The sequence below is a fragment of the Streptomyces longispororuber genome (genome assembly GCF_024448165.1).
GTDB lineage: Bacteria > Actinomycetota > Actinomycetes > Streptomycetales > Streptomycetaceae > Streptomyces > Streptomyces longispororuber_A.
Genome location: NZ_JAMOLN010000226.1, coordinates 1 through 15,918, shown reverse-complemented (window position 1 = coordinate 15,918; position 15,918 = coordinate 1). Strand labels below are relative to the sequence as shown.

Here is a 15,918-nt window from a genome sequence, read left to right as displayed (position 1 = left end):
AGGCCCGCTCGCGGATGGCGCTGTGCCCGAGGCCGGGTGGGCCGCCGACGCGGGCGATGTGCCGGTGGCCGAGTGCGGCGAGATAGCGCACCGCCTCGCCCACCGCGGTGGCGTCGTCGGTCCACACCGAGGGGATCCCGCCGGTCAGGTCCGGGTGGCCGACCGCCACCGCTGGGAGACCGAGCTGCCTGAGCGGATCGATCCGCGGGTCGTCCTGCTGGAAGTCGACCAGGATCGACCCGCCGACCTGCCGCTCGCGCCACCAGCTCTCCTGCAGCGCGATCTCCTCGTCCAGGCTGCTGACCAGCCGGAGCAGCAGCGAGCAGGACCGCTCGGCCAGGACGCTCTCGATGCCGGAGATGAACTCCATGTAGAACGGTTCGAGGCCGAGCAGCCGGGCCGGCCGGCACAGGGCGAGGCCGATGGTGTCGGTCCGCTGTGTTGACAGGCTTCGGGCGGAAGAGTTGGGCGCCCAGCCCAGCTCGCGGGCGACGGCGAAGATGCGCTCCCGGGTGGTCTCGGCCAGGCCCGGCTTGTGGTTGAACGCGATCGACACCGCGCCTTTGGAGACCCCGGCGGCGGCCGCCACATCCTTGATGGTGACGCGTGGGACGGGAGTGCTCACGCCGGTTCCACGCAGAAGAGAGCCGCGCGGACGACGTTGGCGCCCGCGCCGGCCGCACCGTGGACACGGATGCGGGTCTGTTCCCCGGGCAGCAAGGTGATCAGGCCACGGTCGGCGCTCGCGTGGGGCGCGAGCCGGTCGGCCTGGAGCAGCAGGTCGCGTACGAGGGTGTGCGCGCTGACCACCACATCCACTGTGTCAGTGTCGCGGCCCACGGTCTCCACGGCGATGTCGAAGCGCGGCGCCGGATAGTCGAACTCCTTGTCCCGCACAGGCAGATGGAGGGCGCGCAGATCGTCCGCGTCGGCGACCAGGTACTCCTTCGTGCCGCCGTCGGCTGGCCGTACCTCCGGCGGCACCGGCAGCCGCAGCACCTCACGCGCGGGCACGTCCCGTCCAAGGGAGAGGCGCGTGGCCAGGGTTCCGTCGGTATGCATCAGGCGCAGCGTGACGTCGGTGGCCCACAGCTCGGATCCCTGGTTGCACAGGACGAGTTCGGGCCCGTCGGGGCCGGGTTGCAGGGTGAGGAGGCGGTCGGCGTAGACGCGGCGCAGTTCGTGGTGGAGCGGCTTGAGGCGGCCGTCGCCGTCGATCGCGGACCAGGAGCTGACCGGCCAGCAGTCGTTGATCTGCCAGACGATCGTGCCGGCGCAGCGCGGCCAGTTCGCCCGCCAGTGCTCGATGCCGGTGGCGACGGCCCGGGCTTGGACGACCTGCGTGAGGTAGTGCCAGCGGTCGAAGTCGCCCTCCGGCAGGTCAAAGTGGCGGGCGACGCCGCGGTTCAGCTTGCCGTTGCCGTCCTCGGCCTTCTGGTGGTGCAGCATGCCGGGCGAGTCGGGCGCCAGGTCCTCGCCGGGCAGAGCGCGACGCAAGGTGGCGAGCGCGGCGGGAGCCTGCCAGCCGAACTCGGAGACGAACCGCGGCACATTGGCGCGGTACTCGGTGTAGTCCTGTCGGTTCCACACCTCCCATGAGTGGTAAGTGCCGTGGTCGGGGTCGTTCGGATGGTGGTCCCAGGACCCGGACCAGGGGCTACCCGCGGTGTAGTGCCGCGTGGGGTCCAGCCCCGCGACCACGCGCGGCAGAAGACCCAGGTAGTACCCCTCGCCCCAGGAGTCCCCAGCGAGCGGTTCTTCCCAGTCCCAGTCGCGAAAGCCCCACAGGTTCTCGTTGTTGCCGTTCCACAGGATGAGGGACGGGTGCGGCATGAGCCGTACGACGTTCTCGCGGGCCTCGGCCTCGACCTCGCCGCGCAACGGCTGCTCTTCCGGGTAGGCGGCACAGGCGAAGAGGAAGTCCTGCCACACCATCAGACCGAGCTCATCGCAGGCGTCATAGAAGGCGTCGTCCTCGTAGATGCCGCCGCCCCAGACCCGTACGAGGTCGACATTGGCCGCAGCCGTCTGCTCCAGACGTTCGCGGTAGCGCTCGGGGGTGATCCGGGACGGCAGGACGTCGTCGGGGATCCAGTTCACCCCGCGAACGAAGACGCGCTCGCCGTTGACGACGAAGGTGAAACCGGTGCCGTGCTCGTCGGCGGAGCGGTCGAGTTCGACGGTACGGAAGCCGATCCGGCGCTGCCACACGTCCAGCGGTGCCGCGCCGTCGAGGAGTCTCAGCTCAACGTCGTACAGGGGCTGTTCGCCGTGACCGCGCGGCCACCAGAGCCGTACACCGGGCACGTCGAGGACGAGGGTGACGCTGTCGCCGTCGATCTCGGCGCGCGTGGTCACGCCCGCCACGGTGGCGAGGGCGACCAGCCGCCGGTCCGTACCGGCGGCGGTGCGCTCCACGTCGACACGGAGCTCCACGCGGCCGTCGGTCCCGTCCACGGTCACCAGCGGACGCACCCGCGCGACCCTGGCCGTGGACCAGCACTCCAGACGAGCCGGGCGCCAGATGCCGGCGGTGACCACGGTCGGCCCCCAGTCCCAACCGAAGTTGGCGGCCATCTTGCGCACGTACTGGAACGGCTCGGGATAGACGTTGGGCCGCTCGCCCGTCACCGCCCGGACGGAAGCGGCCTCGTCGTAGGCGGAGGCGAAGGTGACGCTCAACTCGCCCGCGCGGCCGGTGACATCGAATCGGTAGGAGCGGTGCATGTTGCGGGTAAGTCCCAACTCCTGTCCGTCCAGAACGAGTTCGGCCGCCGTGTCCAGGCCGTCGAAGACCAGGTCCGTCCGCTCGGCGGTGTCGCCCGTGGGCGGCAGGTCGAGGGTGTAGGTCCACGAGCGGCGCCCGACCCAGTCGATCTCCTTCTCGTTCGCGCCGAGGAAGGGGTCGGGGATGAGGCCCGCGGCGAGCAGGTCGGTGTGGACGCAGCCGGGGACTTCGGCTTCGAGCCGCTTCCCCTCGTGGCTGAGTCGCCAGCCCTCTGTCAGCTGGACGACGTGCTTCATCAGCGGCTCCTTTCGGACAGGCACAGGCCCTGATTGCGGGTGACGTCGGCCAACCTAACCCTCTGTTGATTAACCGGTCCAGTCCCCAGAAGCGATCATGACTGCACACAAGAGCGCAGATGCACAGCACTCTCCTTAGCCATCCACACGTTCCTGAGTAACGATTGGGCATCGCGCTCGAAACTTTCACTTTACCGGTTCACGAATGGCTGACATGCTGCCGTCAGCCGCTGGGGCCTGAGCCGTAACCCTTGAAAGGAGTTGGGCACATGAGGAGGAAGCCGCTGAGCGCGGTGCTGCTTGCCACCGCGCTGCTGACCGTCGCGGGGTGTGGTGGCGGGGGATCCTCGTCCGGGGAGGCGGCCACCGCTCCCAAGGACCCCGAGAAGGTGTCGGGCACGATCACCGTGCTGACCAACCGCACCGACCTCGTGCAGGACGGCACGATGAAGAAGTACGCCGCCGAGTTCGAGAAGACCTACCCCAAGGCGACGGTGAAGTTCCAGGGCGTCACCGACTACGAGGGTGAGGTGAAGATCCGGATGAACACCGACAACTACGGTGACGTCCTGCTGATCCCCTCCGTGATCGCCAAGGGTGACTACCCGAAGTTCTTCGCTCCGCTCGGTGACACCAAGGACATGGAGAAGAACTACCGCTTCACCGGCAAGACCGATGTCGGCGGGAAGACCTATGGCATCGCCAACTTCGGCACGGTCAACGGCCTCGTCTACAACAAGGCGGTGTGGAAGAAGGCCGGCATCACCGACTGGCCCACCACCCCAGCGGAGTTCCTCGACAATCTGAAGCAGATCAAGGCGAAGACCGATGCGACGCCGTACTACACGAACTTCAAGGACGGCTGGCCGCTCAGCAGTCCCTGGACCAACAGCATCGGATCGGTCAGCGGCGGCGCTGACGCCTACGCCGACCTCGCCACGTCCGACAAGCCCTGGACCAAGGGCAGCGAGCTCAACGTCCTCGACACCCTCCTCTACGACATCGTCCACGACAAGCTGTCCGAGAAGGACCCCACCACCACCAACTGGGAGACCTCCAAGACCGACCTGGCCAAGGGGAAGATCAGCAGCATGCTGCTCGGCTCCTGGGCCGTGAACCAGATGCGCGACGCCGCCACCAAGGCCGGCGAGAACCCGGACGACATCGGCTTCATGCCCGTCCCGGTCCAGAAGAACGGTACGTTCAGCGCCACCATGCTCTCCGACTACCAGCTCGCGGTGAACACGCACTCGGAGAACAAGCCGGCCGCCCGCGCCTGGATCGACTGGTTCACCGAGAAGTCCGGCTTCGCCGCCAAGGAGGGAGGCGTCTCGGCCCTGACCTCCATCACCTTCCCCGATGTCCTCAAGCCCTACCAAGACAACGATGTCAAGCTCGTTGAGCGCTCCGAGGCCAGGACAGTACAGGTCGACGCGATCGACAACGCCGCCGAGATCGGCCTCGCCAAGCAGGACTACCGGCAGAAGCTGATCGACATCGCCCGCGGCGCCCAGAAGGGCTCCCTACAGGGCTACTTCGACGAGCTGAACAAGCGCTGGGCCGAGGCGGCCGCGACCGCCGGCAACTGACCCGGACACGAGCACAGGGCCCCGCACCGCCGGCAGGGGCGGGGCCCTACGCCTGCACCACGCTCGCCACGGATCACGAAAGGCCCGCTCGACATGACAGACACCACGTCCAAAGCACCACCGGCGCACGCACGGCACGCCACATCCAGCCCCCGCAGAAGGCCAGGCCGGGGTGCACCCCCGACCCGGTCCTGGCACGATCACCCGCTGCGCCGCATTACCCCATGGTTGTTCCTGCTCGCGCCGCTGGCGTTGCTGATCACGTTCACGTACATCCCCGTGGGCAACATGATCTATTACAGCTTCACGGACTGGGACGGGGTAAGCCCGGACCGGGAGATCGTCGGCCTGGACAACTACACGCAGCTCTTCACCCGGCCCGAGCTGTTCCGCGTTTTCTTCGTCAGCTTCTATTACCTGGCCGCGTCGGCCGTGCAGATCGTGATCGCGCTCTACTTCGCGACGGTCCTCAGCTTCGACCTGCGGTTCCGTAACTTCTTCAAGGGGATCCTGTTCTTCCCCTACCTGATCAACGGTGTCGCCATCGGCTTCGTCTTCCTGTACTTCTTCCAGGACGGCGGCACACTCGACTCGGTCCTCTCCTGGTTCGGAGTCGGCGGCGACCACGCCTGGCTCGGCGACCCGGAGTCGGCCAACACCTCGCTCGCGGGGGTATCCGTATGGCGCTTCACCGGGCTGAACTTCGTGCTCTTCCTCGGGGCGATCCAGTCGATCCCCGGTGAACTGTACGAAGCGGCCCAACTCGACGGGGCAAGCCGGTGGCAGCAGTTCCGGCACATCATCGCGCCGGGCATCCGGCCCGTGCTCAGCCTCAGCGTGATTCTGGCGATCTCCGGCTCGCTGGCCGTCTTCGAGATCCCGTACATCATGACCGGCGGCGCGACCGGTACCTCGACCTTCGTCATCCAGACGGTGAAGCTCGCGTTCCAGTTCAACAAGACGGGCCTGGCCTCGGCCTGCGCCGTGGTCCTGCTGCTGATCATCCTGGTGGTCACCTGGGTCCAGCGGCGGCTCGTGCCCGACGACAAGGTGGACCTCGTATGACCACACTCGCCCCTGACGACCGGACCACCGGCGGAACCGGACGCCCCCGGATCGGCACCGCGCTGACGTACCTGTCCCTCGTCGTCGCCTCACTGGTCGTCCTCCTCCCGCTGGTCGTCGTCCTGTTCACGTCGCTCAAGACGAACCACGAGGTGACCGACGGCGGCGCGCTATCCCTCCCGGACGACTGGCTGAACTTCTCGAACTACGCCACGGCCTTCAACGACGGCCATATGCTCACGGCATTCGGGAACACCGCCTTCATCCTGCTGCTCTCGATCACCGGAACCGTGCTCATCGGCTCGATGACGGCGTACGCGATCGACCGCTTCGAGTTCCGTCTCAAGAAGACGGTCATGGCCCTCTTCCTGATCGCCACCCTCGTACCCGGGGTGACCACTCAGGTTGCCACCTTCCAAGTGGTCAACAGCTTCGGCCTGGTGGACACCCGCTGGGCGCCGATCCTGCTCTACATGGGCACCGACATCGTGTCGATCTACATCTTCCTGCAGTTCATCCGCGGAATCCCGACCTCACTGGACGAGGCGGCCCGTCTCGACGGCGCGAACACCTTCACCATCTACCGGAAGATCATCTTCCCGCTGCTCAAACCGGCCATCGCCACCGTCGTCATTGTCAAGGGCATCACGACGTACAACGACTTCTACATCCCCTTCCTCTACATGCCCTCCGAGGACAAGGGCACGATCTCCACCGCCCTGTTCCGCTTCAAGGGCCCCTTCGGCGCGCACTGGGAGAGCATTTCCGCCGGTGCGATCCTCGTGATCTTGCCGACCCTGCTCATCTTCCTCTTCCTGCAGCGCTACATCTACAACGGCTTCGCGCAAGGAGCCACCAAGTAGACCGTGCGAGGCCACCGCTCCCAAGCCGTTGAAGACGCTTGTCAGGGCGGCTCGCGTCCGTACCCAGCCTCCGCAATCGAACCATGATCGATTTCGGTGTCCCGCCACGGCGCGAGCCTGACCACGCTCACGCATGCCACGGGATCGAAAGCTCTGAAACTTCCCCATGACGGAGTCAAGCCGTTGCGGGCGTCGTCGGTGGGATGGGGGTTCGTAGCAGGTGCGCCGCTCCGAGGTGGATCACAGCCTGAGGACCAGGGGCGGCATGGCGCTCTGGTCTTCCTGACACTCGTCGCAGTGCCGGCCGACCTGATCGAGGTCATCGAGCCGGAAGCCAGGGTGGGGCAGGGCAGCGTCTTGGTGCAGTCAGTGAGGGTGCGCAGGGCTGCCCCGTCCTCACATGGCACGGCGGTGCACCGCAGCGGGTTCCTCGGCACGTTCCTGGGAGCAGGTGCTCAGGCCGCCCCACGATCACCTCCCAGAACTTGAGCAGGCATGCCGGGGTATCGCCCCGTTGGCGATCCCACACCCCTCGCGTTCGCAGCGGGTCAACCTATAACTTTGGAGGTTTTCGGCTGCGTGCTGTCACCGGACCATGGGCGGGCCGGCACCGCTAGCGCGATGCCGGGGGAAGTCTCGAAGGCGGCCAAGGCGTCTCGTTCCAGGGAAGCAGCCGGGCTGCCTCTTCGCTGTCCGCGTTCGCACGAGCAGCTCGAAGACCACCTCGACGTCGAAAGGACTGAAGACATGCCCGCTACTTTGGGCCTCCGGGCCGCCGTCGCTCCCTCTGCAGGAACCCCGCCCGTCCGCACCACCACGATGAAGGGCGGCTGCATCGGCATCGGTACCCGACGCGCGGACCGCATCCCCGCCACCGCCAAGGGCGGTATCGGCGTGGGCACCCGCACGGTCCGCACCCCCGTCACGATGAAGGGTGGTCCCGGCATGGGCACCAAAGCAATGCACGCCCCCGCCACGATGAAGGGCGGCGGAATCGGCGTAGGCAGCCGCCGCGAGGTCCGCATCCCCGCCACCGCCAAGGGCGGTATCGGCGTGGGCACCCGCGCGGTCCGCACCCCCGTCACGATGAAGGGTGGCGGCGGTATCGGCTCCCGCCGCGCGGTCCGCTCCCCCGCCACGGCCAAGGGTGGCATCGGCATCGGTGGACGCACGACAGTCCTCCGCCGCGTGGTGTCGAGCAGGGGCGTCGGAGCCGGCGAACGGTCCCAGCGATCATTCCCGGTCGGCCCGAACACGGCTAGCCGGTAACACGTCCGCTTGGCGGCAGGGGGAGACACCGATGAGGAAGACGCTCATGACGGTGGAGCGCTGGGAGGGGCTGGAATGCGCTGCGCAGCTTGATGTCGTGTTGCCGATGTACAAGGAGATCTGGGTCGAACCGCCGTACTGCGAAGGCGTGAAGGAGATCGCGGACTTCGTGGACCGCTTCGCGCAGGAGGTGCGGCTCCCCCGCTCCCGTCTCGTCGTGGCCCGCTGCGGCGACCTGCCCATCGGCTATGCCTTCGGCTACCCCTTGCCGCCCGATACCGGCTGGTGGAAGGCCATGGACGAGGAAATGCCGGCCGAGTTCGCAGCCGAGACCGGTCAACGCACGCTGGCCATCGTCGAACTCGCGGTACGTGCCGCCTACCGGCGCCAAGGGGTAGCGGCACAACTGCACACCCGCCTCCTGGAGGGCCTGGACGTCGAACGGGTCACGTTGGCGATGCGTCCCGAGCCGGAGGCCGCACCGGCCCACGCCGCCTACGCGGCCTGGGGCTACCGTCACATCGGCCATTGGCGGCCCACCGACGATGAACCCGTCTCCCTCATCATGCTGCTGACCCTGCCCGCCACCGGCCACAGGACCAGCCGGTGATCGCAGAACCGGTCCCACGGCCGGCGCAGCGGGAACCCGGCAACGGCCGACTGGACCGGTGTCCGCCGGATCAGATGCGCCTCCTCCTGGCAGGCGGATTTCTCCCACTGCGCGACGCGAACAGACCCGGTGGGACGGCGGATTCGAATCCCGCCAGAGGCCGGTCACGTGCGTACCGATCCGAGCTCGGAGCCGGCTCCGGCACCCGAGGCGCATCCGGCATCCCTGTGCGCGTCACCGGATGAGCCCGGGGAGCGCGAGGGCGGCCCGCTGTCAGGCCGGTGACCAGCGGGCTGAAACGGGGCTCCTGCGAGAGCGGGGGTTCCGGCTGTACTGGACCGCCCAGACCGTCTCGCTGATCGGGGACGAGATCAACTTCTTGGCGGTGCCTCTGGCCGCTGTGGTGCTGCTGGACGCAGGTGCGGCCGAAATGGGGTGGCTCACGGCGGTGGCGCTGCTGCCCTCGCTGCTGTTGTCGATACCTGGCGGCGCCTGGGCGGACCGGCAATCGAGTCGGCGCCGGGCGATGATCGTCGCGGATATCGGGCGGTGCGTCGCACTGGCTTCTGTGCCCCTGGCTTACGCCTGCGGGGCGCTGACGATGACTCACCTGTACATAGCGGAGTTCGTCGTCGGGGCACTCACCGTCCTGTTCCGGGTCTGCCAGCATCACGTGTACGTGTCCGTGGTCGCCGCGGACAGGTACGTGGACGCCAACGCGCTGCTCTCCGGGAGCAGGTCAGCGGCCGCGGTCGCCGGGCCGAGCACCAGCGGGATCCTGGTGCAGGCGCTGTCTGCACCGTTCGCGCTGGTGATGGACGCCTTGTCCTACCTGGTGTCAGCGGTGTGTCTAGGACGCATCAGCAAGCAGGAGGCGCCGCCCGCACCGCGTGGCAGCGGCGGTCTGATAGCCGGGCTGCGATGGGTGACGACCCATCGCACCCCGGGCCTGCTGCTGGCCGGAGTCTGCATGCTGAGTCTCTGTCACACGTTCTTGATGACCCTGTTCGTGCTCTACGGAACCACCGAGCTGGGGCTGGCCCCCAGCGCGATCGGGGCCGTGGTCGCCGCGACCGGACTCGGCGGCCTGGCCGGCGCGTTCGTCGCGCCCCGTGCGGTGCGACGGATCGGCATGGGCCCCACCATCATGGCCGGCTTCCTGTGGTTCAGCCTGCCGCTCATCCTGGTGCCGCTGGCCGACGGCCCGACGCCGCTGGTGATCACCGCGCTCGCCGCCGCCCAACTCGGCGCCGGCAGCGGGATCGCGGTCCTGGACATAGCAGCCAACAGCTACCTGATCGCCACCATCCCGGAAACACTCCGTTCCCGTGTGATGGGCGTGGTCCAGACAGCCAACTTCGGCGTCCGACCCATCGGCGCGGTCCTGGCCGGTTCCCTGGGCACCACACTCGGTCTGCGGGCAACGCTATGGATCGGCACGACAAGTGCCGTGCTCAGCGTGCTCTGGGTCATTGCCTCCAGGGTCCAGCGTGTCCGGAACGTAACCGAGAACGCTGAACCGGCACAGGCACTCTGACGCCACGAAGCCTGCCGGGCCCCGGGCCAGCGGTGAATTCGCGGCTGGCTCTGTTGGCCATTGCCAAGTGGATCATTGTGCGGGACCGCTGGGGCAGGGCTTCATGGTCGCGAACGAGACGTCGGACTGGGAACACCCGCGGTGGACCCTGGCCCGGATCCGGACACTGATCCTGTGGCAGTTCGACCTGGACGTCTCACCGGCGGGGTAGGACGGCTGCTGCACCGGCACGCCGGTCCTGGCCGTCCCGGCCCGCAGTGCCCTGGCATTGGCGTGGTGACGGGTTCCATGGCCTTGGATCGCACTGGCCGCCGGCCGGCGACAGGCACGGCCCAAGTCCTCGTCCTTGCGGATCCGTTACGGTCCCGCGGTTCTCGGCACCTATTCACGGCAGCCGAAGCTGTATGCCGTCGCGGCAGTCTGCACCTACCTGAGCAATCTGTGCGCGATCAGGAATGTGCCCCGACCTCCGCCGTCAGATCGGCGAAGTCGCCCAGCATGTTGGAAGTATGCGGCTCGCAGCCGGTGAACAACCGGAAGGACTCCGCAGCTTGGTGCACCAGCATGCCGCCACCGTGCAGCACCCGGCATCCCAGGGCATGTGCGGTGGTCAGGAGCGGCGTCCACAACGGGTGGTAGTTGACATCGGCGACCCACAGGTGCGGGTGCAGCGAACTCTTGGGCAGCGGCAGGCGAAGGTCGTGCTCAGTGCCGATGGGTGAGGCGTTGACGAGACCGTTGGCCTCCGCCGTGCGGGCTTCGGCCTCCGGTGCCGTGACGGCCCGGGCCCAGTCGGCGCCCGCCACCGCGTTGAGGTTTTTGGCGAGGCTGCGCGCACGCTCGAGGTTGGGGTCGGTGAGCCACATACGTTGCGCACCAAGGTCGAGCAGGCCGTAGGCGACTGCAGATCCGGCACCTCCGGCGCCTAGTTGGACCACTTCATCCATTCTTGCTCCCGGCAGGCCCCGCGCGAATGCCGCCCCGAAACCTTGGACATCCGTGTTGTGGCCCACGGCACCGGAATCGGTGAACACCACGGTGTTGACGGCTCCGATGCGCTGGGCAGATGGGGCCAGCCGGTGCAGGTGGGGTATCGCCAGTTGTTTGTACGGGTGGGTGATGTTCAGGCCGGAGAAGCCCAGTTGGGGCGCGGAACGGAGCACCTCGTCGAGGCGCCCGTCGGCACCGTGGTCGACGGGCCCGATGTCCAGGAGCCGGTAGAGACACCGCATGCCGTGGCGGCGGGCCTCGCCTTCGTGCAGCGCGGGGCTGAGCGACTGTGCGATGCCACCGCCGACGAGGGCCAGTAGCTGTGACTGTGCATCCGCGACCATGGCGACCCCTCAAGTAATGTACGAACCAGTTCGTTATCTCTACCAGTTCGCAGGGTGCCGCCAGAAGGTCTCCGACGTCACTTCACAGACCGAGATAGACCTCCCGCACTCGGGGATCACGGCTGAGGGCGGCCGAACTGCCGTCCATGACCGCCTCACCGTTCTCCATGACGATGCAGTGACTGGTGACGCCGAACGTCAGCTTGGCGTTCTGCTCCACCAGCAGCAGACTCAGGCCGTCCTCACGGAGCTTCAGCAGCACGTCAAGGATGCTGCCGACGAGCTTCGGCGACAGGCCCATGGACGGCTCGTCGAGAACGAGCAGGCGGGGGCTGCTCATCAACGCACGCCCCATGGCGAGCATCTGCTGCTGGCCGCCGGAGAGGGCTCCTGCGAGGCGATGGCGCATCTCCCCCAGGACGGGGAACAGGTCGTATATCTCGTCGAGTTGCTGATGTGTCCCCTTGTTCCAGGCGCGTGCGTAGGCGCCCAGCAGGAGGTTCTTGTCCACGGGCAGCCCGGGGAAGATGTGCCTGCCCTCGGGTACGTAGCCGATACCGTGGCGGACCATGTCCCGCGCCTTGGTCCTGGACAGGTCCTGGTCGCCCAGGCTGATGCGGCCGCTGCTGCGCGGAACGAGCCCCATCAGCGCCTTCAGGGTGGACGTCTTGCCGGCGCCGTTGGCTCCGATGATCCCGACGGATCCGCCGGGCTCGACCGTGAAGCCGATGTTGCTCACCGCGCACACGCCCCCGTAGTGCACGCTGAGGTCTTCCACAGTGAGGCGGGGAGCTTGAGGCGAGTCGGTGAGGTTCACGAGGTGGCTTCCTTCGCGCGGTCCTGCTGGGGGACGTTCGCCTGGTCCGGTGGGAGTTCGCTCAGCTCCGAGTCGCCGAGGTACGCCTCGATGACCTCAGGAGCGGCGACGACCTCCCGGGGTGTCCCCTCCGCGATGATCTTTCCGCTGGACAGCACGGTGACCTTCTCGCACAGTGACATGACCAGGCCCATGTTGTGTTCGATGAGGACGACCGTGGTTCCGCCGGCCCGGATCGAGCGCGCGATCGCGATGAGTTGCTGGACTTCCTCGCCGTTGAGGCCCGCCGCGGGCTCGTCCAGGAGGAGCAGGCGGGGTCGGGCGGCCATGGCCCGGGCGATTTCGATGCGGCGCTGGATGCCGTACGGCAGGGCTGCCGGAGGCGATTCGGCGAAGTCGGTCAGCCCGTACCGGTCGAGGATCTCGTCGGCCTGGGCACGCAGGCGGCGTTCCTGTGCGATGACGCCCGGCTGCCACAGGGCGTAGCGCCAGATGGCTCGGGTGCGCGTGCGGTCGAGGGCGACCAGGATGTTCTCGCGGACCGTGAGCTGTCCGAACAGGCGCAGATTCTGGAAGGTGCGGGCCATGCCGCTCAGCGACAGGACGTAGGGGCGGGCGGCGGTCGTGTCGGTGCCGGCGAAGTGGACGGTGCCTGAGGTGGCCCGGTAGAAGCCGCTGATCACGTTGAACAGGGTTGTCTTTCCAGACCCGTTGGGGCCGACGATGCCCCGGATCTCGCCGGCGTCCACGGTGAGCGAGACCTCGTCGAGGGCTCGCAGACCGCGGAACTGCTTCGTGATGGCCTCGATGCGGAGCAGGCCTGGCTCCTGGGCGAGGTCCTCCACGGGTTCGTAGGCGGTGAAGGGCCGCAGTTCCGCGCGGGTGGCACGGTGACCTCGGCGGTGACGGCGGAGGGCCCGCAGCCGTGCGGGGATGCCGGCGAGTCCGGTGGGGGCGAAGACCACCATGAGTACGACGACGACGCCGTATCCCAGTTGGGCGTAGGTGGAGAAGTCGGAGAGCCATTCCCGTACCAGGGTGAGCCCGATCCCTCCGATGACGCATCCGACCAGTGAGCGGCGACCACCGATGATGACCATGGCGAGCAGGATGAACATGTTGCTGATGGAGAACGTCTCGGGCGCCACGTAGCGGATCAGGCCGCCGTAGAGGATGCCTGCCAGGCCGCCGTAGAAGCTGGCGAGGAGGAAGGCCGTCATGCGCAGCAGCGGGATCTCGGCGCCCATCGAGCCCGCGGCGAGGGAGTCGTCACGCATGGCGCGCAGCCGTCGGCCGAGGGAGGTGTGGACGACGAAGAGACCGAAGGCGAGGCCGACGGCGAAGACGACGGCCTCAAGGTAGTAGTAGAGGTACTCGCTGGACAGGTCGATGCCGGGAAGAGTGGGCACGGGGATGCCGGAGATGCCGTCGGCGCCGCCGGTGATGTCCGCGTTGGTGATCCAGTTGATGAAGCCCAGGGCGAGTCCGAGGGTGACGATGCCCAGGTAGTGGGACTGCATGCGCAGAGCGGGAATGCCGACGAACAGGCCGATGGCGATGGTGGCGAGAAGGGCCAGGACTGCGGCCGCCCAGAAGCCGTAGCCGGAGTGGGTGGTGAGGATGGCGACGCCGTAGGCGCCGACTCCGAAGAAGGCGACCTGGGCGAGGTTGATCTGGCCGGAGATGCCCATGGCCAGGCCCATGCCGATGGCCAGGAGTGCGTAGATGAGGGCGATGTTGACGACGTGGATGGTGTAGGTACCCAGGCCGTAGGGCAGGGCCCAGGCCGCGATCACGATTGCGGCGAGGCCGGAGAGACGTGTTTTCATGCGCGGCTGACCGTCCTTTCGCCGAAGATTCCAGTGGGCCGGATCATGATCGCGACGGTGAATAGGAGGAAGGTCACGAGGACCGAGTAGCCCTGGAAGTGGCCGGCGGCGTAGGAGTCGAGGACGCCGATGGCGATGCCGCCGACGACAGCGCCGTTGATGGAGCCGAATCCGCCGAGCATCGCGGCGGCGAACCCCTTGATGCCCAGGGCGCCGCCCAGCGAGGCGTCGACGTAGAGCATGGGCCCGACCAGGCCGCCGGCGAGGGCGGCCAGGCCGGCGCCGATGGCGAAGGCGAGGGCGTTGCTGCGGCCGACGTCGATGCCGACCGCCGTGGCGGCTTCGTGGTCCATGGCGACGGCCTGCATGGCGGCGCCGCGCTTGGTGCGGGACAGGAAGAAGCTCAGGGCGACAACCGCGAGTGCGGCCACACCCATGACCAGCAGATCGTAGGGGCGGATCCGGATACCGAAGACGTCCAGGGGGGCGGAGGCCAGCGGCGAGGGGACGGCGCGTCCCGTAGTGCCCCAGATCAGGATGGCGACCGCTTGCAGGACGATGCCGAAGCCGATCGTGCCGATCAGCATCAGGTCGAAGTCCTTGTTCTCCAGCGGCCGCAGGACTCGTTCGATGACCAGGCCGATGGCGCCGGTGACGAGGATGGCCACGATCATGGCGACGGCGAAGGGCAGCTTGGAGGTGAGGTAGAAGGTGGACGCGGCGTAGGCGCCGATCATCGCGATATCGGCGTGGGCGAAGTTGACCAGGCCCATGGTGCGGTAGACGAGGGAGAAGCCCATGGCGACCAGTGCGTAGACGGCGCCGAGGCTGAGCCCGCTGACGAGTGTCTGGAAGGTGTCCTGCACAGCGGCCTCACTTGTGTTCGACGAGCTTGCCGTCGCGGATGACGCCGATGGTGGTCTTGGTGATGCCGACGCCGTCCTCGCCGAAGCGGAACTGGCCGAGCAGGCCGTCGTGCTGGGTGGCGCGGATCGCGTCGGCGAGCTTCTTGCCGGTGGCGACATCGCTGTTCTTGAGCGCGGTGAGCACGATGTTGGTGCCGTCGTAGGCCTTGGCTCCGTGGAGTTCGGCCTCCTCGCCGTAGGCGGACTTGTAGGCGGCCGCGAACTTCTGGGCGGCCGGGCTGATGTCGTTGCTCAGGTACGGAGAGCTGACGAAGGTGCCCTCGACGGCCTTCTTGCCGGCGGTGTCGATGAAGACCGGGGTGCCCTGGGGGGCGGCGCCGGCGAAGGGGGCGTCGATGCCGAGGTCGCGTGCCTGCTTGACGATGAGTCCGGCCTCGACCTCCTCGGAGCCGATGAAGACGACTTCGGGCTTCGCCGAGCGGATCTTGGTGAGGGCGGCGCTGAAGTCCTTCTGGTCGGTGGTGACGACCTGGTCGGAGACCGGGTTGGCGCCCAGATCCTTGGCGGCCTTCGCGAAGGCGTCGTGCTCGCCCTTGCCGAAGGAGCCGTTGTTGGAGATCATCGCGATCTTCTTGAAACCCTGGTCCTGGACCAGGAACTTGGCGAGGGTGCTGTCGTATGTGGTGCTGGTGGGCCCGTTCAGGAAGAGGAACGGGCTCTTCTGCGCCACGAGTCCGTCGGCCTGGCCGGAGGTGACGTTGGGGATCTCGGCCTGCTTGAGGACCGGTGCCATGGCGATGGTCACGGCGCTCTCCGCGGTGCCGATCATGGCGATGTACTTCTCGCTGGCTATCTTGCGGGCCAGGTTGGTGCCGGTGGTGGGGTCGCCCTGGGAGTCGAACGACTTCATCTGGATCTTGCGGCCGTTGATGCCTCCCTTCTTGTTCCACTCGTCGATGGCGAGCTTGGCTCCCTTGTACTCCCACTCCCCCAGCGAGGAGAGCTGGCCGCTGCGCGCGTCGACGACGGCGATCTTGATCGGACCGGAGTCGGAGCCCGCCTTGTCGGCTGACTCGCCAGGTGCGCTGCAGGCGGTCACCGCTGCCACGAGGGCG

General features: G+C 67.6%; 14 protein-coding genes. 7 read left to right on the top strand and 7 right to left on the bottom strand.

The window, feature by feature from the left end; genetic code table 11:
• Both M4J07_RS40220 and M4J07_RS40215 read right to left on the bottom strand, forming a co-directional pair.
• Positions 1–625, bottom strand: a 625-nt coding sequence (locus tag M4J07_RS40220) for a LacI family DNA-binding transcriptional regulator (RefSeq protein ID WP_255980761.1), incomplete at its 3' end; no start/stop codon positions are given.
• On the bottom strand, positions 622–3,024 hold the full coding sequence (locus M4J07_RS40215; protein ID WP_255980759.1) for a glycoside hydrolase family 2 protein: 2,403 nt from the start codon (positions 3,022–3,024) through the stop codon (positions 622–624). The genes M4J07_RS40220 and M4J07_RS40215, both read right to left, overlap by 4 nt.
• 269 nt (positions 3,025–3,293) lie before the next feature.
• Here M4J07_RS40215 and M4J07_RS40210 point away from each other — a divergent pair, with 269 nt between their 5' ends.
• The 7 genes from M4J07_RS40210 to M4J07_RS40180 all read left to right on the top strand — a co-directional run bounded on the left by M4J07_RS40210 (position 3,294) and on the right by M4J07_RS40180 (position 10,168).
• A complete protein-coding gene (locus M4J07_RS40210) occupies positions 3,294–4,613 on the top strand; it encodes an ABC transporter substrate-binding protein (RefSeq protein WP_255980757.1) in 1,320 nt (439 codons plus the stop codon).
• A gap of 93 nt (positions 4,614–4,706) precedes the next feature.
• Complete coding sequence (locus tag M4J07_RS40205; protein ID WP_255980755.1) at positions 4,707–5,678, top strand: carbohydrate ABC transporter permease; 972 nt, start codon at positions 4,707–4,709, stop codon at positions 5,676–5,678.
• Positions 5,675–6,541 (top strand): carbohydrate ABC transporter permease, encoded by an 867-nt coding sequence (locus M4J07_RS40200; protein WP_255980753.1) that lies wholly within the window; start codon positions 5,675–5,677, stop codon positions 6,539–6,541. Before M4J07_RS40205 ends, M4J07_RS40200 begins: the two co-directional genes overlap by 4 nt.
• A gap of 747 nt (positions 6,542–7,288) precedes the next feature.
• Positions 7,289–7,810 carry a hypothetical protein gene (locus M4J07_RS40195; protein WP_255980751.1) on the top strand — a complete coding sequence of 174 codons (522 nt, stop codon included), beginning with the start codon at positions 7,289–7,291 and terminating at the stop codon, positions 7,808–7,810.
• Positions 7,811–7,841: 31 nt separating this feature from the next.
• Positions 7,842–8,420 carry a GNAT family N-acetyltransferase gene (locus tag M4J07_RS40190; protein WP_255980749.1) on the top strand — a complete coding sequence of 193 codons (579 nt, stop codon included), beginning with the start codon at positions 7,842–7,844 and terminating at the stop codon, positions 8,418–8,420.
• A gap of 241 nt (positions 8,421–8,661) precedes the next feature.
• Positions 8,662–9,957, top strand: a complete 1,296-nt coding sequence (locus M4J07_RS40185) for an MFS transporter (protein ID WP_255980747.1) — start codon at positions 8,662–8,664, stop codon at positions 9,955–9,957.
• Positions 9,958–10,024: 67 nt separating this feature from the next.
• Entirely contained in the window at positions 10,025–10,168 is a 144-nt protein-coding gene (locus M4J07_RS40180; protein WP_255980745.1) for a winged helix-turn-helix domain-containing protein, read from the top strand.
• A gap of 238 nt (positions 10,169–10,406) precedes the next feature.
• Here the strand turns inward: M4J07_RS40180 and M4J07_RS40175 are convergent, their stop codons facing one another.
• The 5 genes from M4J07_RS40175 to M4J07_RS40155 form a co-directional block, all read right to left on the bottom strand.
• Positions 10,407–11,291, bottom strand: a complete 885-nt coding sequence (locus tag M4J07_RS40175) for a shikimate dehydrogenase (RefSeq protein ID WP_255980743.1) — start codon at positions 11,289–11,291, stop codon at positions 10,407–10,409.
• A gap of 82 nt (positions 11,292–11,373) precedes the next feature.
• Positions 11,374–12,108 carry an ABC transporter ATP-binding protein gene (locus M4J07_RS40170; protein WP_255980741.1) on the bottom strand — a complete coding sequence of 245 codons (735 nt, stop codon included), beginning with the start codon at positions 12,106–12,108 and terminating at the stop codon, positions 11,374–11,376.
• Entirely contained in the window at positions 12,105–13,937 is a 1,833-nt protein-coding gene (locus M4J07_RS40165) for a branched-chain amino acid ABC transporter ATP-binding protein/permease (protein ID WP_255980739.1), read from the bottom strand. Before M4J07_RS40165 ends, M4J07_RS40170 begins: the two co-directional genes overlap by 4 nt.
• Entirely contained in the window at positions 13,934–14,803 is an 870-nt protein-coding gene (locus M4J07_RS40160; RefSeq protein ID WP_255980737.1) for a branched-chain amino acid ABC transporter permease, read from the bottom strand. Before M4J07_RS40160 ends, M4J07_RS40165 begins: the two co-directional genes overlap by 4 nt.
• A 7-nt stretch (positions 14,804–14,810) precedes the next feature.
• Positions 14,811–15,918, bottom strand: a 1,108-nt coding sequence (locus tag M4J07_RS40155) for an ABC transporter substrate-binding protein (protein WP_255980735.1), incomplete at its 5' end; no start/stop codon positions are given.

What these genes read in the sequence shown, in the direction of transcription:
- M4J07_RS40185 (WP_255980747.1), top strand. Translation starts at nt 8,662, where the DNA reads ATGAGCCCGGGGAGCGCGAGGGCGGCCCGCTGTCAGGCCGGTGACCAG.
- M4J07_RS40175 (WP_255980743.1), bottom strand. Translation starts at nt 11,291, where the DNA reads ATGGTCGCGGATGCACAGTCACAGCTACTGGCCCTCGTCGGCGGTGGC.
- M4J07_RS40190 (WP_255980749.1), top strand. Translation starts at nt 7,842, where the DNA reads ATGAGGAAGACGCTCATGACGGTGGAGCGCTGGGAGGGGCTGGAATGC.
- M4J07_RS40200 (WP_255980753.1), top strand. Translation starts at nt 5,675, where the DNA reads ATGACCACACTCGCCCCTGACGACCGGACCACCGGCGGAACCGGACGC.
- M4J07_RS40215 (WP_255980759.1), bottom strand. Translation starts at nt 3,024, where the DNA reads ATGAAGCACGTCGTCCAGCTGACAGAGGGCTGGCGACTCAGCCACGAG.
- M4J07_RS40210 (WP_255980757.1), top strand. Translation starts at nt 3,294, where the DNA reads ATGAGGAGGAAGCCGCTGAGCGCGGTGCTGCTTGCCACCGCGCTGCTG.
- M4J07_RS40195 (WP_255980751.1), top strand. Translation starts at nt 7,289, where the DNA reads ATGCCCGCTACTTTGGGCCTCCGGGCCGCCGTCGCTCCCTCTGCAGGA.
- M4J07_RS40165 (WP_255980739.1), bottom strand. Translation starts at nt 13,937, where the DNA reads ATGAAAACACGTCTCTCCGGCCTCGCCGCAATCGTGATCGCGGCCTGG.
- M4J07_RS40205 (WP_255980755.1), top strand. Translation starts at nt 4,707, where the DNA reads ATGACAGACACCACGTCCAAAGCACCACCGGCGCACGCACGGCACGCC.